20 protein-coding genes are annotated in these 22,064 nt (G+C 35.1%); 13 read left to right on the top strand and 7 right to left on the bottom strand.

Features of this window, described 5'->3' with window-relative positions; all coding sequences use genetic code 11:
* Position 1 precedes the first annotated feature (1 nt).
* From EQG63_RS08015 to EQG63_RS07995, 5 genes are all read right to left on the bottom strand, one after another.
* Positions 2-1,273: a sterol desaturase family protein gene (locus EQG63_RS08015; RefSeq protein ID WP_129435835.1), complete on the bottom strand. Its 1,272-nt coding sequence runs from the start codon at positions 1,271-1,273 to the stop codon at positions 2-4.
* Between the two features lie 54 nt (positions 1,274-1,327).
* The gene (locus EQG63_RS08010) at positions 1,328-1,603 is read right to left on the bottom strand and encodes an ATP-dependent Clp protease adaptor ClpS (RefSeq protein ID WP_129435834.1); all 276 of its coding nucleotides are present in this window, start codon (positions 1,601-1,603) and stop codon (positions 1,328-1,330) included.
* Positions 1,604-1,638: 35 nt separating this feature from the next.
* Positions 1,639-2,475 carry a 50S ribosomal protein L11 methyltransferase gene (gene prmA, locus EQG63_RS08005; protein ID WP_129435833.1) on the bottom strand — a complete coding sequence of 279 codons (837 nt, stop codon included), beginning with the start codon at positions 2,473-2,475 and terminating at the stop codon, positions 1,639-1,641.
* 94 nt (positions 2,476-2,569) lie between these two features.
* Complete coding sequence (locus EQG63_RS08000) at positions 2,570-4,726, bottom strand: choice-of-anchor I family protein (protein ID WP_129435832.1); 2,157 nt, start codon at positions 4,724-4,726, stop codon at positions 2,570-2,572.
* Between the two features lie 116 nt (positions 4,727-4,842).
* Positions 4,843-5,340: a GNAT family N-acetyltransferase gene (locus EQG63_RS07995; RefSeq protein ID WP_129435831.1), complete on the bottom strand. Its 498-nt coding sequence runs from the start codon at positions 5,338-5,340 to the stop codon at positions 4,843-4,845.
* Positions 5,341-5,409: 69 nt separating this feature from the next.
* Here EQG63_RS07995 and EQG63_RS07990 point away from each other — a divergent pair, with 69 nt between their 5' ends.
* From EQG63_RS07990 to EQG63_RS07965, 6 genes are all read left to right on the top strand, one after another.
* A complete protein-coding gene (locus EQG63_RS07990; RefSeq protein WP_129435830.1) occupies positions 5,410-6,075 on the top strand; it encodes a hypothetical protein in 666 nt (221 codons plus the stop codon).
* Between the two features lie 202 nt (positions 6,076-6,277).
* Positions 6,278-6,958 carry a hypothetical protein gene (locus EQG63_RS07985; protein WP_129435829.1) on the top strand — a complete coding sequence of 227 codons (681 nt, stop codon included), beginning with the start codon at positions 6,278-6,280 and terminating at the stop codon, positions 6,956-6,958.
* A 273-nt stretch (positions 6,959-7,231) separates the two neighbouring features.
* Complete coding sequence (locus EQG63_RS07980) at positions 7,232-7,822, top strand: hypothetical protein (RefSeq protein WP_129435828.1); 591 nt, start codon at positions 7,232-7,234, stop codon at positions 7,820-7,822.
* A gap of 24 nt (positions 7,823-7,846) precedes the next feature.
* On the top strand, positions 7,847-9,499 hold the full coding sequence (gene menD, locus EQG63_RS07975) for a 2-succinyl-5-enolpyruvyl-6-hydroxy-3-cyclohexene-1-carboxylic-acid synthase (protein ID WP_129435827.1): 1,653 nt from the start codon (positions 7,847-7,849) through the stop codon (positions 9,497-9,499).
* Positions 9,500-9,575: 76 nt separating this feature from the next.
* Positions 9,576-9,917, top strand: coding sequence for a DUF2853 family protein (locus tag EQG63_RS07970; RefSeq protein WP_129435826.1), 342 nt, complete (start codon positions 9,576-9,578; stop codon positions 9,915-9,917).
* Between the two features lie 89 nt (positions 9,918-10,006).
* Positions 10,007-10,864: a CvfB family protein gene (locus tag EQG63_RS07965; RefSeq protein ID WP_129435825.1), complete on the top strand. Its 858-nt coding sequence runs from the start codon at positions 10,007-10,009 to the stop codon at positions 10,862-10,864.
* A 365-nt stretch (positions 10,865-11,229) separates the two neighbouring features.
* On the opposite strand, the gene EQG63_RS07960 is transcribed toward EQG63_RS07965, so the two are convergent.
* Entirely contained in the window at positions 11,230-11,418 is a 189-nt protein-coding gene (locus EQG63_RS07960; RefSeq protein WP_129435824.1) for a hypothetical protein, read from the bottom strand.
* A 212-nt stretch (positions 11,419-11,630) separates the two neighbouring features.
* On the opposite strand from EQG63_RS07960, the gene EQG63_RS07955 reads away from it, so the two are divergent.
* The 5 genes from EQG63_RS07955 (at position 11,631) to EQG63_RS07935 (ending at position 16,538) form a co-directional block, all read left to right on the top strand.
* The gene (locus EQG63_RS07955; RefSeq protein ID WP_129435823.1) at positions 11,631-12,470 is read left to right on the top strand and encodes a 1,4-dihydroxy-2-naphthoyl-CoA synthase; all 840 of its coding nucleotides are present in this window, start codon (positions 11,631-11,633) and stop codon (positions 12,468-12,470) included.
* A 75-nt stretch (positions 12,471-12,545) separates the two neighbouring features.
* Complete coding sequence (gene menA, locus EQG63_RS07950) at positions 12,546-13,475, top strand: 1,4-dihydroxy-2-naphthoate octaprenyltransferase (protein WP_129435822.1); 930 nt, start codon at positions 12,546-12,548, stop codon at positions 13,473-13,475.
* 37 nt (positions 13,476-13,512) lie between these two features.
* On the top strand, positions 13,513-14,190 hold the full coding sequence (locus EQG63_RS07945) for a metal-dependent hydrolase (protein ID WP_129435821.1): 678 nt from the start codon (positions 13,513-13,515) through the stop codon (positions 14,188-14,190).
* A 40-nt stretch (positions 14,191-14,230) separates the two neighbouring features.
* Positions 14,231-15,418: a tetratricopeptide repeat protein gene (locus EQG63_RS07940; protein ID WP_129435820.1), complete on the top strand. Its 1,188-nt coding sequence runs from the start codon at positions 14,231-14,233 to the stop codon at positions 15,416-15,418.
* Positions 15,419-15,482: 64 nt separating this feature from the next.
* On the top strand, positions 15,483-16,538 hold the full coding sequence (locus EQG63_RS07935) for an o-succinylbenzoate synthase (RefSeq protein ID WP_129435819.1): 1,056 nt from the start codon (positions 15,483-15,485) through the stop codon (positions 16,536-16,538).
* A 94-nt stretch (positions 16,539-16,632) separates the two neighbouring features.
* Here the strand turns inward: EQG63_RS07935 and EQG63_RS07930 are convergent, their stop codons facing one another.
* The gene (locus EQG63_RS07930) at positions 16,633-18,702 is read right to left on the bottom strand and encodes a M1 family metallopeptidase (protein WP_129435818.1); all 2,070 of its coding nucleotides are present in this window, start codon (positions 18,700-18,702) and stop codon (positions 16,633-16,635) included.
* Between the two features lie 62 nt (positions 18,703-18,764).
* Here EQG63_RS07930 and EQG63_RS07925 point away from each other — a divergent pair, with 62 nt between their 5' ends.
* Entirely contained in the window at positions 18,765-19,499 is a 735-nt protein-coding gene (locus EQG63_RS07925; protein ID WP_129435817.1) for a Dph6-related ATP pyrophosphatase, read from the top strand.
* Positions 19,500-19,505: 6 nt separating this feature from the next.
* Positions 19,506-22,043, top strand: coding sequence for a DUF559 domain-containing protein (locus EQG63_RS07920; RefSeq protein WP_449404001.1), 2,538 nt, complete (start codon positions 19,506-19,508; stop codon positions 22,041-22,043).
* Positions 22,044-22,064 lie beyond the last annotated feature (21 nt).

The following is a 22,064-nucleotide window of genomic DNA, read 5'->3' as shown; positions in this document are numbered from 1 at the left end:
GTTACGAGTTTAGAATAGGTTGATTAGAAGTTTTAAACTCAGCAGTGACAAAATAAATGCTTACTAGTAATGAAAGGGTTAAATATCCCATTACGATATACGTTCCAAATGGAATAACAGTGTCAATTCCGAACCAACTGCCCAAATACATGACTACGGTTGCGGCATAAACAAAACGGATGGCTTCCCAAATAAAAGAGAATCGGTTTTTATCCATTAATTCGGTATAGCTATATACGGTTAAAAAGACAAATCCACCATATAAAAAGATTCCAGGTATTCCTATTTTGGCAATATTGTCAAAGAAATAAGTGATTAATAAAAGGGTAATTAGTAATTGTGTAATTGACCAACCAATTAAGCTTTTAGAATTTTCGGTTCCGTATTTTTGAAAATGAAACACGTTGTCAATTTTGTGTAATGGATATTTTTGGTCAAATCCTTCTGGACGCCAACCAGTAGGCATAAACCAAATTCTCAATTTATCTTTCCAGTTTTCAGCATGCCAAGCATCACGAATTAGTACACCCAAATGTTGGTAATTGATTTTTATTGGATTCCAAGTTTCTGCTGGACGTGTAATTCCGAAAACAGCAGGAACTTCTGGTAACTCTTCTTGAAATGTACCAAATAATTTGTCCCAAATAATAAAGACCTGAGAATGGTTTTTGTCCATATATTCAGGATTAATCGCATGGTGTACTCTGTGGTGTGAAGGAGTTACAATGATTTTTTCTAAAAAACCCATTTTTCCAATATAACGGGTATGGTACCAAAATTGTACAAAAAACTGAATCGGTAAAGTGATCGCAATTACTTTTTCTGGAACGCCAAGAATGGCCGCCGGAAGTAAAAGAAAAGTAAATAAATTGATAAAACTAGAAACGGTTTGACGTAAGGCACACGATAAATTAAATTCCTCACTACTATGGTGAATGGCGTGTTTGTTCCAAAAGAAATTAATTTGGTGCGCCCAACGGTGTGTCCAATAACCTTGAAAATCAATCGCTATAAAGGCAATCACATAGGCTAAAGCCGATTCTTCAATAGTAAAAATGGCTAATTTAGAAACCAACCAACCATAGGTTAGAATGGAAATACTTAATCCCAATACATCTTTAGTCGCATTGGCAATTCCAGAACTAATACTTGAAACACTATCCATCAAAGGTACGTAATCGACACCTTTATAATACCCATATAGTTTTTCGATAATGATTAGCAATAAGAAACAAGGCATTGCTATGATTAGTATTTTTCCGTAAACTTCCATGTTCGATTTCTTAGAATTGTTAGATTAATTGAATTTGATAGCTAAACAAATATATTAAATTATCTCTGCACTCAAACCTGCTTCTAATAATGAAGAGCATTGTGGTTTTAATTCGTCGAATGAACCTGTTTTTACCGCACATTGTCCTTTGTAATGTACTAAAATAGCACATTGTTCGGCTTGTAATTCATCATGCTCACACACTCGAATCAAAGTGTCAATCACGTGATCAAATGTGTTCACATCGTCATTGTACAAAATGATTTCATGGTTTATGGATACTTGTTCTAAAACCGAAGTTTCTACTTGTGTCTTTTCTATGGTACTCATTATTTAGGTCTGTTTTCTTTATTTTGGATTTTGTCTTACGAATTTACATATTTTAATGATACCCAATTATTTCGCTGTATTTTTTTAACAAAAGTCAATCCTTTTTCGGTGCAAGAAGCATCAATAAATGGGATGTCTTGCTCGTAAAAACCACTAAATAATATAGTTCCTCCTGGATTCAAACAGTCGACATACGTTTGCATATCGTTTAACAAGATGTTTCTGTTAATGTTTGCGATAATCAAGTCGTACTTTTTATCTTTTAATAACGTTGCATCTCCTTCGTATACCGAAATGTGTTGGCAATTATTTCGCTCCGCATTTTCAATCGAATTTAAATAACACCAATTGTCTATATCAATAGCATCAATTGGTTTGGCGCCTTTCATTTCAGCTAAAATCGCTAAAATCGCGGTGCCACAACCCATGTCTAGGGTTTTCATACCGGTAACGTCCATTTCTAATAAATGCTGAATCATCATGTGTGTGGTTTCGTGATGACCGGTACCAAAACTCATTTTAGGTTCAATGACAATGTCAAAGGGAGCATTGGTTTTTTCATGAAAAGGAGCACGAACGTGGCACAATCCATCCACATCAATAGGGTCGAAGTTTTTTTCCCATTCGGCATTCCAATTTACTTGTTCGATTTCTTCAAAAGAGTATGAAATTTTAAATTCCGGGTTTTCCAAAATATAGATATCCGCCAAAATGTTTTCATTCCATAAGTCTTTCAATATATAAGCCGAAAAACCAGATTCCGTTTCGATGAAACTATCAAAAGGTAATTCTCCCAATTCAGCAATTAATATTTCCGACCCTAATTCTTTGGGTTCAACCGTGAAATGATATCCAATGTAAGCGTTTTGCATGATAAAATATTTTTGCAAAGATACGATAGTAGTTTGTTGGTTAAAAAACAAAAGCCAGAATAAATTCCGGCTTTTTACTGTCGTTTGAAAATGATTATTTTACAAGGAGTTTTTTCGTAATTCCTTCCGAAGTTTTCACCAAATAAATTCCTGAAGGTAAGTTAGAAGTGTTTATGGTTAGAGCGTTTTTTTCTTGTTGAATTAATTTTCCGGTGAAATCGTACAATTCGTAAGAGGCCTCACGATTAAAATAAGCCATTCCACTTTCTGATGGATTTGGGAAAATTACAAATGTTTTTGGTTCCATTGTAAACTCATTATTGGATAAATTAGCGGTATTGACTTCAAATAATGATAAGGTTCCACTAATTTCATTGGCGATTACTGCATAATTTTTTGCTGTAGTGGTGTTTTCGGCTTTAATAAACGTAATGCCTTCTGGGCCATTGTCTCCAGCGTATGCAGAAACGTTTCTACTGTTTTTATAATCAACAAACTTCACGTCATTCGGATTGGTTATGTCATACACCATAACGCCGCCCACTCTTTCCAAAGTGATGAAAGCGAAAGTTTGACCGTTTAATTCAGCAAGTGTAACCCCTTCAGGTTCTGGACCTTTGGCGCGGCTTCTCCCTTTTTTTACGTTATCACTATGATCAGCATTAAAAAGGGTATTAATTGAAGGTGTTAGTGCTGTATATCTTTCGAAATCATCTCCACTATCATACACAATAGTTTTGGTATTGGCATTGAATATTGAAAAAGAACGGCTTCCTAATGAATACAATTGTTCGAAAGCGGCATCAGCATCGGTATTTCCGTTAAGGTTGGTCACACGCATTCTTCCGGCATTGTTGTTGTTTTTTAACACCGTACTTTGAGGGTAATTGGTAGCGTCTAATGAAATGGCACCAACTGTGGTTCTTTCATTTAAACCCGAATATTCTTTTTCATCCCCTTCATTTGCTGTTACTAGATAAGTTGTGCCAGCTATATTATAATTGGCAACTCCATCCGGAATGTAAAAAGCTTTGATGGGCCAGTTGGCAATCAATACTTGGTTGTTATTATCTGAAATATCCATTCCGTTTCCAGGTACACTCACGTCTTTGGTTCCTAAAGACCAAACATCAGTGTAAGAATTTGTGGTTAAGTTGATTTCTGCAATAGCATTATTTTCTTGAATTGTTACCCAAGCTTTTTGAGAATCAGGGCTGATGGTGATGTATTCTGGTTCGAAATCTTGAGACAATGTGCTTGTTGCTTTTGTTTTTCTTATTCCTGAAGCTAGTAATGTTGCTTCTTGTGCATTGTAACCCGTAAATAGCAGGGTAGTTACATTCGATTGTGATAGACCAGCAATACCGCCTGAAATATCGATAATAGAAATCGAACCTTCAGGATCGACAGTATAAGCATCGTTGGGTTGTCCTTCGTTGGCAGTTAGAACTTTAGTTCCGTCGGGAGTGAAAGTAATCATATCGGGTAAAGCCCCAACAATTACTTGTTTTTGAAAAGCTCCATTAGTGTCAAAAAATACTACGGAACCATTTAATTGTTCGTTAGCATTAGGCGAAGCTACGGCGACGATCCCGTTTTTAACTGCTACACTTGTAATTCCACCATAAGGTGTCATATCAATAGAGTTGATAACACTCAAACTCGTTGGATTTGCAAAATTGATAATATCTAATTTTTTAGCGACAGCGCTTATCGTGAATAATCTTTGCGAAGCTGGATCGTGTACCACAATTTCACAGGTACTAGTACTAGCACCGGAAGGGTCGAAACTTCCAACATAATCCAATTGAATACCATTATTTGGAATAGGAGCAGTGGTTTCATTATCTTTAATATAAATGGTTGCCATCGTGTTTCCGGAGATAGTCAATCCGGATGGATTTTCTAAACTGACTACTAAATACTCGGCATGTTGCTCTTTTAGGATATCATCAATAATAGGTATTGCAATAGTTTGAGTTGTTGCGCTACCTGAAGTAAAATTCAACGTTTGAGTGGTTAATGTGAAATCATTCGAATCGGCGGTGCTGTAAGGAGCTGTTTTTACAACCAAATTTACAGAGGAAGTAGTTGGACTAGCTAAAGTCAGATTTAAGTTTAAAGTCCCATGATTTTCATTGACAACGATAAATGTAGAAGCAAAAGCTACTGTTTGCCCCCAAGAGTAACTAGTAAGGAGTAATGCAATGACCGTAAAAAAACGAACAGTTGTAAGGTAAAGTTTAGACATAGTGTGTTTATTTGATTTCCACAAAGGTCAAAACTCTGAATTATGTAATCTTTAATTTAAGAACATGAAACGATTAGCAAAAGTTTAAATTTAGGTTATAGAAGTAAATTTTAATGTTATTCCAGCATAAGCTGCATAAAAACAGAATCCAGCCAGCGATCAAATTTGAACCCAGTTTGCTTGATATGACCCGCATTTTCGAAGCCCATTTTTTGATGAAAAGCGATACTTCCATGGTTTTCAGAATCGATTACGCCAATCATCGTGTGCAATTTTTGAATTTTAGCAATTTCTATTAATTCATTGAGCAGGGTAGAACCAATACCATTTCCATGAAAATCTTTGTGTACGTATACCGAATGTTCGACAGTAAATCGGTAACCAATTTTATGTCGAAATGTGCCATAGGTTCCAAAACCGGCAATTTTGCCTTCTTTTTCAGCAACTAGGAAAGGAAAATTCTTACTTTGTTTTTCTTTTAAAATTTCAATTTGTAGTTCTAGAGTTCGAATGTCATAATCCCATATAGCCGTGGTATTCAGGATCTCGTAATTAACGATTTCAAGAACAGCAGGCATGTCGTTTAATGTAGCGGGTCGTAATTTTATAGACATAATTTTAGATTATGATTTTTTAAATGAATAAATTTATATATTGGCAACCAAGTCATGATTAGTTTGTTTATGAAATTACAAAATTTCTCAAAATTTCTGATAATTCTATACTTTATAAATTTACTATTATATAGTTTTATTTCGTTATCAGGATTTAAAAATTATGAAACTGGATTTTGGTTTTTCCGAATTCCAATCTTGATGCTATTGTATTATATCAGTTCAAAGCAAAGGAAGCCTTTTTATTTTATAGGATTACTGCTTTACCAAACGGCTTCGCTTTTGTTTGCAACACAAGATCCTAGCTTGTTTTTATTCGGAACTATTTCATCAGTTTTATTCAAATTTTGCTTGGTTATTTTAATAGTAGATCTGATAAAAATTCAAAATAAACTTGCTATTACTATAGCGGCCATCCCTTTTTTTGTTATTTATCTTTATATCATCGATTTCGTTGGATTTTCACTTGGGGATTCTTATTATATATGGGTGATTAATGCCTTTTTGACTTCTTTTATAGGTGGAGTTGCCATTATTAATCATATCAATAATTCGGATCCCAAAGGTTTTTGGTTGTTAGTAAGTGCTATTTTATTTCTTGTTCAAATTGGTGCTTTTTTTGTCAATAAATTTTATTTGGGAAGTGAAGCGATTTACCAAATGGTTATTTTATTATATGGGGTCTCGCATTTTACTTTTTACAAATTTATGATATTCCAGGAGAAAGAATGCTAATGACTTCGTAAATACAATTCAATATTCTAATTTTTTAAAAACGTCCCTTATAAAGGTTTAGTTTTAAGTGTGTAAAGGTAGTGGTACTATTACATCTTGATAAACTATGTATTATTTGTAGTGGCTTCTTTGTTTTCTGTTTCAAAAATGTAAGGGAGAATGCGAAGTCATGATTTTTGAAAAAAAATAGTATATTTGAGTGATGAGAATACAAAAAATTAGTGTTTTAATAGAAATTCTGTATTTTTTAAATATAGCTTTATATTTATTTGATTCAATTTATCATAAGATTAATATTGATGATTATCTAAGTTTGTTACGAATCCCTTTTCTTTTAGTACTCTATTTATTGACTTCAAAAAAGAAAAATATCATTTATATATTATCATTATTAATGTATCAATTTTCAGCGATACTTTTTACTCAAAATTATACCCAAAGTTTTCAATATGCGACAATGTTCTCTTTGATATTCAAGATTTCATTAACCTATGTATTGATCGATTTATTGAACAAAAATTATAGAAAAGCTGTAGGGTTCACATTGATACCCATTTTTGTTCTCTATCTCTATGTAATTAGCTTTATTTTAGAAGATTTAAGTCAATATTATTTTATTTATTGGATAGTGAATTTTTTAATAACAGCTTTGATAGGAAGTATAGGAGTTATAAGTTTTGTACATGAATTTTCAAGAAAAAATGTTTGGCTTTTATTTGGTACGATGTTATTTGTAATTCAAATTGTATTGTTTTCTCTTAATAAGTACTATTTTAAAAATGATTATGTATATGAGTATAATGTGCTTTTTTATGCATTTGCTCATTTTGCCATTTATCGATTTATAATTTTGCAAGAAAAATCAGAAACAGAAATAGCTTAAATGAAAGGTTTCCCGGAATAATAGCAAAAACGTTGTCCCCTATTCGTATTACGAAAATGATATCATTGTGTTCGTTGAAGAAGTTTTTCTAATGTATCCTTATGTAATTAAACTTCTCCATTATTTAATTATCATCATCATGTGTTTAAAATCGTATTTTTATAATGGAATAGTAGATTTATGGATGTGAAGTACATTTCAAAGCTATTGATAATCGTTTATTTTACTTCTGTATTCTTGTTTATAATAAGTACTTTGTTTGAAATTAATTTAATGCGCGAAGTATCATTTTTAACAAGAATGCCAATTTTTTTTGTATTGTATTATTTGAATTCTGAAAATAAAAAACTCCTTTATTTCTTGACATTGTTTTTGTATCAGTTGTCTTCCGTATTTTATGTGCAAGAAGGGATGCAAATGTTTTTTTATGGCTCAGTGATGTCATTGTTGTTTAAAGCCTCCGTTTTAATCTTGTTGTGTTCTTTTTTTAAAAAAAACAATACACATGCGATTCTGATTGCCTCATTACCATTTTTTGTGATTTACCTGTACATTATCCAATTCGTAATAAGCGCATTAGTGGATAGCTATTTTATTTGGATTATGAATGCCTTAATTACTTCGTTAATAGGAGGTATTGGCATTATTAACTATTTGAATAATTCTTCCCCAAAAACCTTTTGGTTATTAATTAGTGCTATATTGTTGCTGGTTCAAGTTGGAGGATTGTTTATTCATAAATTTTATATGTATAATATGGCCATCTATCAAATTGTTATTTTAGCGTATACTTTCTCTCAATTTACCTTTTACCGATTTATGATATTTAAAGATAATGAAGGATTAAACAATTCAACTTTGTAACTTTGTTTTCTGAATATAGTAAAAATGATTTATCCAAAAATACCTTTAGCCCAATCTGTTATTGAAATTTGTAAAGCTAAAGGAATACAACATATTGTAATTTCTCCCGGATCTCGAAATGCGCCTTTAACTATTGGCTTTACAAATAATCCTTATTTTACCTGTTATAGTATTGCCGATGAGCGTTGTGCGGCCTTTTTTGCACTTGGAATTGCACAACAACTACAGCAGCCTGTAGCGGTGGTTTGTACTTCGGGTTCGGCATTACTCAACTATTATCCTGCAGTGGCCGAAGCTTTTTATAATGAAATTCCATTGGTTGTAATTTCTGCAGACAGACCTCATGATAAAATTGATATTGGTGACGGACAAACGATTCGTCAGGAAAATGTATTTGCAAATCATATTTTGTACAATGCTAATTTAACTGAAGAAGCATCTGAAGAAAATGATTTAAAAATTCAAGAAGCTCTATTTTTATCGATAACTAAAAAAGGACCGGTACACATTAATGCGCCATTTGAAGAGCCTTTATATGAAACAGTTGAAACACTTTCGATAGCGCCAACATTAGTAGAATTGTTTTCGGAAACCAAAGAAAAAACAAAGATAACCGAGTTTACCACGATTTGGAATCGATCCCCAAAAAAATTAGTGCTTTTAGGAGGTAATTATCCCAACGCTATCGAACAGCAGTTTTTAGATACATTAGGAGATGATGAATCGGTAGTGGTGATGACAGAAGTAACTTCTAATGCACATCATCCCAATTTCATCACTAATATCGATACGATTATTACTCCTTTTACAGAAGAAGATTTTTTAGCATTTCAGCCTGAAATCCTTGTTACGATGGGAGGAATGATTGTTTCCAAGCGAATTAAAGCTTTTTTACGTAAGTACAAGCCCAAACATCATTGGCATGTAGATGAATTACGAGCGTACAATACCTTTGGGTGTTTGACCCAACATTTTCAAGTCAAACCCAATGTGTTTTTTAGTGATTTTTTCAAAGAGACTATTGCCATTGAAAGTAATTACCGTCAAAAAGCATTAGAAATTAGAAGTTTTAGAGCCCAAAAGCATCAAGAATATGTGAAGGCAGCTCCTTTTTCCGATTTTAAAGTTTTTGATACCTTGTTGGCAAAATTACCCAAAGACATTCAATTGCAAATTAGCAATAGTTCGCCTATTCGTTATGCGCAATTATTTCCAATCGATAAGAGTATTTCGGTTTTTTGTAATCGCGGTACAAGCGGTATCGATGGAAGTACCACAACGGCAGTTGGAGCTTCTGTAGTCAATAAGAAACCAACTGTTTTTATTACGGGAGACATCAGCTTTTTTTATGACAGTAATGCCCTTTGGAATAATTATATTCTGAGTAATTTTAAAATCATTCTGATTAATAATTCGGGTGGTGGAATATTCAGAATTTTACCAGGTCATCAGGAAAATGAAACTTTTAATACTTATTTTGAAACGTCACACAATCTAACCGCCGAACACATTGCCAAGATGTACCAATTCAAATACGTTCATGCTTCCAATTTAAACGATATTGACACAAATTGGGAGCCATTCCTGACAACGAATCAACCTACTATTTTTGAAATTTTTACTCCTGAAAAACGAAACAATGAGGTTTTATTAGATTATTTTAAAAATTTAAAATAAAGAATAATAAATCATTTTAGAAATCGTTAAAATTGTTTATATTTGAGAGAACATTAACTAACTAAACAATTTTCCTATGAGTAAAAGAGATGATTTGATCGCTAAGTATGCGGCTGATTTAAAAGAAAAATGCGGAGTAACTCCTGATATGGCTTTATTGACTAAAGTGGTGATTGGTTGTGGACCTTCAATTTACAATCCTGATGCAGCAACGGTTTCAGGAACTCAACAATCGGAATTGGATACAGTAAAAAACAACTTTTTAATTAAAAAATTAGGACTTAAAGAGGGTGCTGATTTGGATAAAGGAATTGATGCTGTAATTGAAAAATATGGTCGTTCTAATAAAAATAAATATAGAGCCGTAGTGTATTATTTGTTGGCATTGCATTTCAAAAAAGAAAGCGTTTACAAATAAGATATTTTACCTCAAGTATAGCCCCGATTGTATCGGGGTTTTTTTATTGCCTTTTCTCTTTGTATCTTTGCGCTTTGAAACTTACTCTAATGATTGAAATAGGAAAATACAATACACTAACAATATTACGTGAAACCAAAGTCGGTTTATATTTGGGGCTACCTGAAGAAAATATTGAACAAGATCCTACTAAAGATATATTACTGCCCAATAAATATGTTCCAGCAGACTTTAAAATTGGAAATGAAATAGCTGTTTTTGTGTACTTAGACCATGAAGAAAGACCCGTGGCTACAACATTAGAACCCTATATTTTTCTGAATGAATTTGCGCTTTTACGTGTCAATTATGTGAATCAGGTGGGGGCTTTTATGAATTGGGGTATGGAAAAAGATTTGTTTGTTCCGTTCAAAGAACAAGCACGTCCTATGGAACAAGGGAAGCGCTATTTGGTGTACATGTACATGGACGAAAAAACCAATCGTTTAGTGGGGTCAAGTAAAACCAATCAGTTTTTAGACAACGAAAATATTACGGTTGAAAATGGGGAAGAAGTCGATTTGATAGTTTCGCATATTACGGAAGTAGGAATCAATGTCATCATCAACGAAAAACACAAAGGACTTTTGTATAAAAATGAAGTCTTCGAAGATTTACGAACTGGAGATAGAATTATTGGTTACATCAAAAACATTCGTCCTGATGGGAAAATTGACGTTTCGCGTCAGCCATTCGGAATGGAAAGAGTGGATGCCTCCGGACAAATCATATTAGACGAATTAAAAGCCAGTCGTGGGTTTTTACGATTAAATGACGATTCCCACCCAGAAGATATCAAAACGGTACTTAAAATGAGTAAAAAGACCTTCAAAAAAGCCATTGGTACCCTTTACAAACAAAAATTGATCGAAATAAAAGAAGACGGAATCTATTTGGTTAAAGAATAGTATTGTCATTTAAGAACAGCCTAAAACTCTCGGCTAAATAATCGCAACAAAAAATGCCAATCTTCCTCAGATTGGCATTTCTCTCTAATTATTCCAATTTTCTACTTTCATTATGATTTCATTCGCTGGAATAACCGATAACATACGTAAAGCGATAATAACATCTTTACAAATCAAAAAATTAAATAAACTTTTTATAGAATAATTTCTTTCAATAAAGAGAATCGTTATCATTCTCTTTTCCTTATTCTATGTAATTTTTGTTTTTGTCTTTAAACAACCCGGTGAATTGTCTTCATACAAAACTAATAGTTCGCTTTTTTACCTGTGGATTATTAATAATTTTAAGGATTGAAGCTATTTTTTTATTTTTTGCTAATCGAATCCGTTGGTTCAGCCATAGGTGCTACAGTATCAGTTTGAATACTATCAACAATCTGCGTAGTGGTTTCCTCAATAGGCATTTGTTCTTGAGTAGTTTCTTCTACTTTTTTGTTACAACTTGTAAGCAATGCACTAAATGTAAGAGCGACAATTAAAACAGTTTTTTTCAAAAAATTTCGTTTTAAATTAATAAATCAGTTAAATTAAATCAACTTTTAATTTGTTGATTTTCAATGAAATAAAGATAAATAAAAAAACAATTTAAAGTGCAATTATTTTAAACTTTAACACTTGTTGAAAAATAGTACAAGAATTATTTAGCAGTAGTATTTTTTAAAAACGAAAATGAAGTATTTTTACATAGAATTAATTAAAAATACCTATGAATACAATCAATTGGAAAACTGCCCTAGAGTTTGAAGATATAACCTATAAGAAATGCAATGGTGTAGCGAGAATTGCTTTTAATCGTCCCGATGTTCGCAATGCTTTTCGTCCAAAAACCACCGCCGAATTAATCAAAGCCTTTTACGATGCACAAGAAGATACTTCTATTGGAGTAGTGTTGCTTTCTGCCGAAGGGCCTTCCTCTAAAGATGGCATTTGGTCCTTTTGTAGTGGAGGCGATCAAAAAGCACGCGGTCATCAAGGATATGTAGGAGATGATGGGTACCACCGATTGAATATTTTAGAAGTACAACGTATGATTCGTTTTATGCCTAAAGCGGTTATTTGTGTCGTTCCGGGTTGGGCTGTAGGCGGCGGACATAGTTTGCACGTCGTGTGTGATATGACCTTAGCCAGTAAAGAACACGCCATTTTCAAGCAAACTGATGCGGATGTGACGAGTTTTGATGGCGGTTACGGATCGGCCTATTTAGCCAAAATGGTCGGACAAAAGAAAGCCCGTGAAATTTTCTTCTTAGGACGCAATTATTCGGCACAAGAAGCTTTCGAAATGGGAATGGTGAATGCTGTGGTTCCTCACGAGGAATTAGAAGCCACCGCTTATGAATGGGCACAAGAAGTATTGGCAAAATCGCCAACCTCTATTAAAATGCTAAAATTCGCTATGAATTTAACCGATGATGGCATGGTGGGACAACAAGTTTTTGCGGGTGAAGCTACTCGTCTAGCCTATATGACGGAAGAAGCCAAAGAAGGACGTGATGCTTTCCTTGAAAAACGCAAGCCTAACTTTGAAAAAAAATGGTTACCGTAATACGTGGATTTGACAATTCGTTAATTCGATAAATCAAATAAACAAATAAACAGATAATCAAATAAACATTTGAATATGAAACACTGGATTGAAGCTGCTCGATTACGAACCTTACCACTTTCGGTTTCTGGAATATTGGTAGGAAGTTTGTATGCTTTAAATAACCCGACAAACGATGTCTTAACACCTACGCAGGTTTTCGATTGGAGGATATTTGTATTGTCAATTTTAACGACTGTCGGATTTCAAGTATTGTCCAATTTCGCCAACGATTATGGGGATGGGGTAAAAGGGACCGATAATGACGATCGAGTAGGGCCACAACGTGCGTTACAAAGTGGAGCGATTTCTCCTGAAGCGATGAAACGCGCCATGTACATCACCACATTCTTAACTTTTGTTTGTGCGGTTTTATTAATTTATATCGCTTTTTCAGACAAACATTTGTTGTATTCTTTATTTTTCCTAATCCTTGGAATTTTAGCCATTGCTTCAGCAATTCGTTATACGGTAGGGGATTCGGCCTATGGATATAAAGGGTTTGGCGATGTGTTTGTGTTTGTTTTCTTCGGATTGGTAAGTACTCTTGGAGTGAATTTTCTGTATTCCAAACAATTCGATTGGCAATTGGTACTACCAGCTTGTGCCATCGGAATGCTAAGTACCGGCGTGTTGAATCTAAACAACATGCGCGACGAATTATCGGATAAAAAAGCGGGTAAAAATACATTAGTAGTAAAAATGGGCGGACAAAATGCTAAAATATACCATTATTTCTTAGTGGGCGGTGCAATGTTGTTGGTTCTGATTTTTGCGATAATCTATAACGGAGTAGGATTTAGAATCGATCAATATGCTTTTTTAGTGGCTTATTTTCCATTAATGGGTCATTTGAAAACGGTTTATACTTGTGAGGACAACCGACGATTGGATCCGCAATTAAAAAAACTAGCCATTAGTACGTTTTTACTGTCGCTAATTTTAGCAATGGTCCTTATCTTTTAGCTTTTCCCTTGTCACTTTTGCCTAATACAATAAAAATATGAAAATAACATTCTACGGACACGCCTGTATCGGCATTGAAGTTTCAGGAAAACATATTTTGGTCGACCCGTTTATCACTGGAAATCCAAAAGCAAGTCATATTGATGTCCAATCCATTAAAGCCGATTATATTTTAATCACACACGCTCATTTTGATCATATTCAAGACGTGGAGCTAATTGCTAATCAAAATAACGCAATGGTAGTTTCCAATTGGGAAATTGCCAATCATTTTGGAAATAAAGGACTGAAATTTCATCCGATGAATCACGGCGGAAGTTGGGATTTTGACTTCGGAAATGTAAAATACGTAAATGCGGTACATTCCAGTTCGTTTCCGGATGGAAGTTATGGAGGCCAGCCTGGCGGATTTGTTATCGAAGGCGAACACAAAAACATCTACATTGCTGGGGATACGGCTTTGACAATGGATATGAAATTGATTCCGATGCGAACCAAACTAGATTTGGCGATACTTCCTATTGGGAATTGCTTTACTATGGATGTTGATGATGCTATTATTGCTTCCGATTTTGTAGACTGTGACAAAATTCTAGGTTGTCATTTCGATACGTTCGGCTATATTGAAATCAATCATGAAGAAGCGATCAAAAAGTTCTTCGACGTAGGAAAAGACTTGATGCTTTTGGAAATCGGTCAGAGTGTCGATTTGTAAATTGGCATTGAAATTGAGTATTGTTATTGAAATTTAAAAGATGAAAACCCAAATATTACCATTTCTACTAGTCACTTCCTTTTTAACTTTTGCACAATCACAAGAAGGCTATTGGGACAATCAACGTGTTACCAATAAAGAAATACAGCTTTCAAGAGGCGAGAAAATGATCGTAAAATCGGAAGATTTTCCCATTGGAACGACCGAATTTGCGTACCGTATTACACTTTTGGATGAGAACCAGAAAATGGTATCCGATTTGGCATCCGTGCTAAAGGCAATTCCGGATCCGTATTATATTAGTAAAGGTACTGGTAGTGCTATTTCGCTCTTGTCTAATATTTCAGGAAGCGATAAATGTACCTATGCTATTTTTCCGGACAATACCAAAGCTTCCGATTTTATTGGTTCGGAAAGTGTGGAAAAAGCCTGTTTGTATCAAAAAAATCCGGTAAGTAAAGATGCCAAAGTGGTTTCTTTAGCCAAAAATACTTGTTTGGATGATGAAGCATCTGTAGTTTGGTTTGTTTTTAAGAATGAAAACTGGGTAATGACAGAAAAAATTATCCTAGAGATTGTGCCTTGGGTAGATTATCAAGCTAGAAAAGGTTGGACAACGGCTGCTAAAAACAGCGCTTCGACTTGGGTTTCAAACTATATAAAATCAATCGATTCGAAATACAGAGGGACTTCGGGTAATTTTCTGAAAAGTTTGTACCAGGAGTTCGACGCCGAACAATTTGCAACGTTTACCGAAGAACAAAAGAAAGCACTTTTCGAGAAATACAATGCACAATTCAAATCGAAGCTAGAAACCAATAGAAATTATTACAAAGAGGCTTCCGATTGGGCCAAAAAAGAGAATTATGCCGAAGCTATTTCGGTTTTAGAGGAGAAAATCGCTTCAAAACCACCTTTAGCAGCTCAAGAATCGAATTTATTAGGAGAATTGTATCTGAAGACCAATCAAATCGAAAAAGCCTTTATAACGCTTAAAAACGCTAGTACGTTGTTTCCTGAAAATTTATTCTTGAAATTAAATCTGGCACATGCCTTCATGTTCAAAGACGAAGTGGCTGCGGCAAAGAAGATTCATAAGCAATTCATGAGTCAAAACATTTCCGCAAAGCAAACTTGGAAAAACAAAGCCATTAACGATTTGAATGATTTCAAAAAATCAAACGTACCACAGAAAAACATCGACAAGATTTGGCGATTGTATAATTAATTAGCCAAGACTAAATATTATCCCTTTTCGCTTATCCCTTTTTTCTAATAATTCATAATTCAATTTGAAAGCTACTTATAAAAAACACATACTCGATTTCAAACAACCTTCCGGAACGTCAAGAGGAATTTTAACCCAAAAAGAAACTTGGTTTTTGGTCTTGGAAAAGGATGGAAAAAAGGGGATAGGGGAGTGTGGCATTTTACGTGGACTATCCGCTGACGACCGACCCGATTATGAAGCAAAATTGCAATGGGTTTGTGCCAATATTTTTTTAGGAAAAGACCAACTTTGGGAAGCGCTTTTAGAATTCCCTTCGATTCAATTTGGAGTCGAAATGGCGTTCCTATCTTTGGCTGCTGAAAACCCTTTTTTACTGTTTCCTTCCGAATTCACTTCTGGGCAAAAAACGATACCGATTAATGGTTTGGTTTGGATGGGTGATGAGGTGTTTATGAAGCAACAAATTGAAGATAAAATCGCACAAGGATTTCGTTGCATTAAACTAAAAATTGGCGCCATCGATTTCGAAAAAGAACTGCAATTATTGGCGTATATTCGTCAAAATTTCACTCCAGATCAAATCGAAATCAGGGTGGATGCTAATGGCGCTTTTGAATTAAGTGAAGCTTTACATAAATTAAATCAACTAACTGGTTTTCAAATTCATAGTATAGAGCAGCCGATAGCTAAAAACAATACTGACACGATGACAGTTTTGTGTAAACAGACCCATTTACCTATTGCATTAGACGAAGAGCTAATTGGTGTCTTTACTTTGGAAGAAAAGGAAGCACTACTGCAAAAAATAAAACCACAATACATCATTTTGAAGCCTAGTTTTGTAGGTGGAATTCGCGGTACAGATGAGTGGATTTTACTCGCTGAAAAGTATCAAATCGGTTGGTGGATTACTTCGGCTTTGGAGTCGAATATTGGTTTAAATGCGATTGCACAATATACTTTTTTGAAGCAAAATCCGATGCCACAAGGATTGGGTACCGGAGGTCTTTTTACCAATAATTTTGACTGTCCTTTGGAAGTGCAAAATGGAAATTTAAATTACAATCCAACGAAAAATTGGGACATAAAAAAAGCTAATTTTAATTCCAAAAATTAGCTTAATATGATAAAATTTAAAGGGTAAAAATCACTCCTTCTGCGACGAATTCATGAACTAAAATTGAAAATAATTCGTGTATTCGTGGCTACTATTACTTCATTTCAGTCGTTAAAAAAAGCTGTTCTTTTTCATTTAATTTCGGAGATAATTCTTGAAACGCCGTTTTGAATTTTTCGTTTTTCAACATGGTTCGTATCGTGTTTTTGGCAAAACTTACAAATTGCCATTTGTGATGTGTGGTGGCATTCACAAGTGAACTTAATACTTTTTCATCCGTTGGATTTAGCATTAGCAAACGCTCTAAGGCATTTTTTCGAATGGAACTATCATTACTTGGTTGTGCATAATCAATCAGTTCTTGATAGAATTTAGATTTGTTAGAAGGGTCGTATTTTTCATCCGATATAGCTAAAGCCAACCACGTAATTCGCAAACTTTTATCATTAAAGCCTACCCAGTCTTTCGATTTATCTAATAATGCAATGCGATCCTCTGGAAATTGATTGAATAAGTTTTCCAGTGCAATTTCCCTAGTATCATACGATTGGTCGTCCAATAAGGTTTCGTATTGGTCTTTGAAATCGGCAGGAATTTTGCTTACCGTTTGGGCAACTGCTTGACGAATTTGAGGGTTATTGGTTTGCAAGGCTAATTTCATATAGTCTTTCTTTTCCTCGATTGGAATTTTTTCCAATTGATAGACCACTTCTCTCTTGATTTTATAGCTTATTTTGTCTTTTAGCGTCGATTTAAGCGTGATTTTCTTATCAGCCAAAGGTTTTTTGTTCAATTTCTTAATTTCGAAAAACTGCTTAATGGTTTTGTTTTTTGCCAATATTTCATTCACGGCGCTGAGTGGGAATTCATTTTCAGTTAACCATAGTTTTTTGAAATCGGCGATATCAATTTCCGAAACTTTACTAATCTCGGTAAGGAAATCATTGGTTTCTACCGTTTTAAATTGGTTTTTCTTTAAATAGGACTTCACGGCTTTGGTGAAATTTTTAGCGCCTATTTGAGTGCTTAAATAGTGCAGGGCCCAAGCGCCTTTTTTGTAATAGGTCAACGAGCTGGCTTTATCACTAAGTAACGGAATGGTATCGGTTTTACTGGCATCTTTCAGCTCTTCAGCGTTTTTAAGCAATTCAAAATAGAAATAATCGTTCCCAAAAATTTCGCGTTCAGCCAACATGGCATAATAGGTAGCAAAGCCTTCTTGCAACCAATGGTGCTTTCCTTCTTTGGCAGTCACTAAGTCACCAAACCATTGATGTGCCAGTTCATGAGCATTCACATTGACATAATTTCGATCGTTAAAACCTATGGCATCCACCACCAAATCTTGCGAAAAAACAGTAGCGGAGGTGTTTTCCATACCGGCATATAGAAAATCATCAACAGGTACTTGTTTGTATACTTTCCAAGGATATTTCACGTCGATTTCCTCTTCGAAATAATCAAATATTTGTTTGGAATAGCGATAAGTGGCTTCAAATTTATCTTTATCGGCTGGTTTTAAATAGAATTCTAAGGGAACACCTGAATCCGATTCTTGGGTTTGTTTTTCATATTTTCCAATGGCAATCATCACCAAATACGAACTCATTGGTTTTTCCATTTCAAAGCTCCAAATATTATGACTTCCTTTGTCGTTGACTTTTTTCGACACCAATTTTCCATTAGAAATCACTTCAAAATCATTACGGTATTCGACCGCGATATTAAAGATCACTTTTTCATTCACATCGTCAAAGCTAGGTAACCAATGCGAAGTGTATTTGCCCTGCCCTTGAGTCCATACTTGCCCTGAGCCTGTCGAAGGGTCACCCACAAAATACATGGCTTGCTTAGGCGTTGCCGAATACGTAAAGCTTAATTTATTATTTCCATTTTTATACCCTTCATACAACATCAAATGCTTGCCTGAATTTTTAAATGGAACGGTTTTATTGTTGATTTTTACATCACTAATTTCCATTTTAACGGCATCAATTTTAATGGTATCAATCGAAGCTTTGACATTGAAATCATAGCTAACTTCTCCACTGACCGATTTTTCAATAGCATTGGGTTTGACCAAAGCATTTACGGATATAAAATCTACTTTTTGGGCTTGCTGACCAAAACTAAAAGCCGAAATGAAAAGAAATAAATAGCGCATACTTTAAATTTATTTACTCAAAAATACAATGTTTTTGTAAGTTTACTCTCAAATATACAAAATTGATTACAAAAGTCATATTTAATTGGAGCAGTGGTAAAGATTCCGCATTAGCCTTGTATAAAATTTTGCAAGATCCAAGTATTGAAATTACGGCATTACTGACCAGTGTCAGTCAACAATACCAGCGTATTTCGATGCACGGCGTTCGAACAGAATTATTAGAAGCACAAGCTAAAAGTTTGGGATTACCCTTACACAAAATGGAAATTCCAGAGATGCCTACCATGGAAATGTACGAGCAAATTATGCAGCATACCTTACAGGATTTCAAAGAAAAAGGTGTTACTCACTCCGTTTTTGGAGATATTTTTTTGGAAGATTTGCGCCAATACCGTGAAAACAAATTGGCAGTAATGGGTTTTAAAGGCCTCTTTCCATTATGGAAAAGAGATACCAAAGAACTGATTCAAGAGTTTTTAGATTTAGGATTCAAAACCATTGTCACTTGTGTAAACGAACGACATTTGGATAAAAGTTTTGTGGGACGTATTATTGATGCACAATTTATGGCCGATTTGCCAGAAGGGGTCGATGTTTGTGGTGAAAATGGCGAATTTCATACCTTTACTTTTGATGGACCACTATTTAGCAAACCCATCGAATTTGAAAAAGGCGAAATAGTCTACCGAAAATATGAAAGACCGAAAGAAAAGACTTCGAATACCGCTTGTGATACCGACGATACGGCTTTTGATTATGGTTTTTGGTATTGTGATTTACTACCTGTCAATTAATTGAATATGAATTTACTCGAAACTCCCATAGAATACTTAAAAGGCGTTGGTCCACAACGTGGGGAGTTGTTGCGTAAAGAGCTCAACATTCACAAGTATGGCGATTTAATCAATTTATATCCCAATCGCTATATCGATCGGACCAAGTATTATAAAATCAACCAATTGGTGGATAGCTCGAGTGAAGTGCAAATTGTGGGAAAAATCATCCATATTAAAACGGTTGAATTCGGTAAAGGCAAACAACGTCTAACAGCCACTTTTATTGACGACACGGGCGAAATGGAATTGGTGTGGTTTCAAGGAATCAAATGGATTCGAGAAAGTATCAAAGTGAACGTTCCGTATGTGGTTTTTGGGAAAACAACCTCTTTTAGTGGTCAGTTTAACATGGCGCATCCTGAAATGGAATTGCTTCAGGAGCACAAAGCCAGTCTGAGAAGTGCGATGCAACCCGTGTATCCGTCGACAGAAAAATTGACGAATAAAGGGATTTCCAATAAAGTCATCAATAAAATCATGCAGCAATTGTTTGTAGAAACACAAGCGTTGTTTACAGAAACGTTACCGACCTATCTCATTCAGGAACTGCAACTGATTCCTAAGAATGCGGCACTGTTCAATATTCATTTTCCAAAAAGTCAAGAGTTGTTGTCCAAAGCGCAATTCCGATTGAAATTTGAAGAATTGTTCTTTATTCAGCTGCAATTAATTACCAAGAATCTAATTCGGAAACATAAAATAAAAGGACATCCGTTTGAAAAAGTAGGGGAGTATTTTACCCAGTTTTATAACCATCACTTGCCTTTCGATTTGACCAATGCACAGAAAAAAGTACTGAAGGAAATCCGAAACGATTTGGGCAGTCCTGCACAAATGAACCGTTTGTTGCAAGGGGATGTAGGTTCCGGAAAAACCATTGTGGCGCTCATGTGCATGTTGTTGGCCATCGATAACGGATTTCAAGCCTGTTTAATGGCACCCACCGAAATTCTAGCTACTCAGCATTTTAATGGAATAACAGAACTAGCCCAAGCATTAAATTTAAATATAAAATTGCTGACAGGCTCCACCAAAGTAGCCGATAGAAGAATCATTCACGAAGAGTTGGAAAATGGTAGTCTGCACATCATAATTGGTACCCATGCCTTATTGGAAGACAAAGTCCAATTCAAAAACTTAGGATTAGCCATCATTGACGAGCAACACCGTTTCGGTGTCGAACAACGCAGTAAATTGTGGAGAAAAGCCTCCCCTAACCCCTCCATAGGAGGGGAAACTGAGCGTGTGTTGAGAAAATATCAAACGGCCCGACCATCCACCTACAATCTTTTAAAAGAGTTTAAACATCAAAATAAAAAAAACTGTACCCAGGCAGAAACTATTCTTTGGGAATGTTTACGCAATAAAAACCTTGAATTTAAATTCAGAAGACAGCATATCATCGATATGTTTATTGCTGATTTTATTTGCATAGAGAAAAAACTAATCATTGAGGTCGATGGAGGCTATCATACTACTATTGAGCAAAAAGAAGTCGACGAATTACGAACACAAATTCTGAATGAACTTGGATATAAAGTCATACGATTTACGAATGAAGAAGTGCTAGGTAATATCGACGCTGTGTTAAGAAAAATTAGCGCAACGTTGAGAAGCCTCCCCTCTGGGGAGGTTGGAGGGGCAATCATCCCACCACATGTTTTGGTGATGACAGCGACCCCAATTCCACGAACTTTAGCCATGAGTTTGTATGGCGATTTGGATATCTCGGTGATTGATGAATTACCACCCGGAAGAAAGCCCATTCAAACCGTACATCGTTATGATAGTAACCGATTGAAAGTTTGGCAATTTATTCGGGAAGAAATCGAAAAAGGAAGGCAGATTTACATCGTATATCCGCTAATTCAAGAATCGGAAACGTTAGATTATAAAGATTTGATGGATGGTTATGAAAGTATTTCCAGAGATTTTCAATTGCCAAAATATTCGGTGTCGATTGTACACGGTAAGATGAAGCCAGACGAAAAAGAATCGGAAATGCGACGCTTTTCGGAAGGTAAAACCAACATTATGGTCGCCACTACGGTAATTGAAGTAGGCGTGAATGTGCCCAATGCGTCGGTTATGATTATCGAAAGTGCTGAACGTTTTGGCTTGTCGCAATTGCACCAGTTGCGTGGTCGCGTAGGCCGTGGTGCCGAACAAAGTTATTGCATCTTAATGACCGGTCATAAACTAAGTAACGAGAGCAAAACCCGACTCGAAACCATGTGCAAAACCAACGATGGCTTTGAAATAGCGGAAGTCGATTTGAAATTACGTGGCCCTGGGGACATTATGGGAACGCAACAAAGCGGTGTTTTAAACCTTCGAATTGCCGACTTGGTCAAAGACCGCGACATCTTACAATTGGCCCGTTATCATGCCGTAAAACTACTCAAAGACGACGCTTCCATGCTGAAGCCAGAACATCAAAAACTACGAGAAGTCTTCATCGAACTAGGGAAGAAGAAGAATATTTGGAATTATATTAGTTAAAAAAGGTGGTTGTGGACTTCG

Source organism: Flavobacterium amnicola, assembly GCF_004122165.1.
GTDB lineage: Bacteria > Bacteroidota > Bacteroidia > Flavobacteriales > Flavobacteriaceae > Flavobacterium > Flavobacterium amnicola.
The sequence above is the reverse complement of the archived record's forward strand: the minus strand, read 5'-3'. Positions and strand labels throughout refer to the sequence as shown.

Bases quoted from the DNA above. Each gene is read 5' to 3' on its own strand.
- EQG63_RS07920 (WP_449404001.1), top strand. From the start codon at position 19,506: ATGAATTTACTCGAAACTCCCATAGAATACTTAAAAGGCGTTGGTCCA.
- EQG63_RS07940 (WP_129435820.1), top strand. From the start codon at position 14,231: ATGAAAACCCAAATATTACCATTTCTACTAGTCACTTCCTTTTTAACT.
- EQG63_RS07985 (WP_129435829.1), top strand. From the start codon at position 6,278: ATGAGAATACAAAAAATTAGTGTTTTAATAGAAATTCTGTATTTTTTA.
- EQG63_RS08015 (WP_129435835.1), bottom strand. From the start codon at position 1,273: ATGGAAGTTTACGGAAAAATACTAATCATAGCAATGCCTTGTTTCTTA.
- EQG63_RS07965 (WP_129435825.1), top strand. From the start codon at position 10,007: ATGATTGAAATAGGAAAATACAATACACTAACAATATTACGTGAAACC.
- EQG63_RS07995 (WP_129435831.1), bottom strand. From the start codon at position 5,340: ATGTCTATAAAATTACGACCCGCTACATTAAACGACATGCCTGCTGTT.
- EQG63_RS07990 (WP_129435830.1), top strand. From the start codon at position 5,410: ATGAAATTACAAAATTTCTCAAAATTTCTGATAATTCTATACTTTATA.
- EQG63_RS08000 (WP_129435832.1), bottom strand. From the start codon at position 4,726: ATGTCTAAACTTTACCTTACAACTGTTCGTTTTTTTACGGTCATTGCA.
- EQG63_RS08010 (WP_129435834.1), bottom strand. From the start codon at position 1,603: ATGAGTACCATAGAAAAGACACAAGTAGAAACTTCGGTTTTAGAACAA.
- EQG63_RS07930 (WP_129435818.1), bottom strand. From the start codon at position 18,702: ATGCGCTATTTATTTCTTTTCATTTCGGCTTTTAGTTTTGGTCAGCAA.
- EQG63_RS07970 (WP_129435826.1), top strand. From the start codon at position 9,576: ATGAGTAAAAGAGATGATTTGATCGCTAAGTATGCGGCTGATTTAAAA.
- menD (WP_129435827.1), top strand. From the start codon at position 7,847: ATGATTTATCCAAAAATACCTTTAGCCCAATCTGTTATTGAAATTTGT.
- EQG63_RS07980 (WP_129435828.1), top strand. From the start codon at position 7,232: ATGCGCGAAGTATCATTTTTAACAAGAATGCCAATTTTTTTTGTATTG.
- menA (WP_129435822.1), top strand. From the start codon at position 12,546: ATGAAACACTGGATTGAAGCTGCTCGATTACGAACCTTACCACTTTCG.
- EQG63_RS07945 (WP_129435821.1), top strand. From the start codon at position 13,513: ATGAAAATAACATTCTACGGACACGCCTGTATCGGCATTGAAGTTTCA.
- EQG63_RS07955 (WP_129435823.1), top strand. From the start codon at position 11,631: ATGAATACAATCAATTGGAAAACTGCCCTAGAGTTTGAAGATATAACC.
- prmA (WP_129435833.1), bottom strand. From the start codon at position 2,475: ATGCAAAACGCTTACATTGGATATCATTTCACGGTTGAACCCAAAGAA.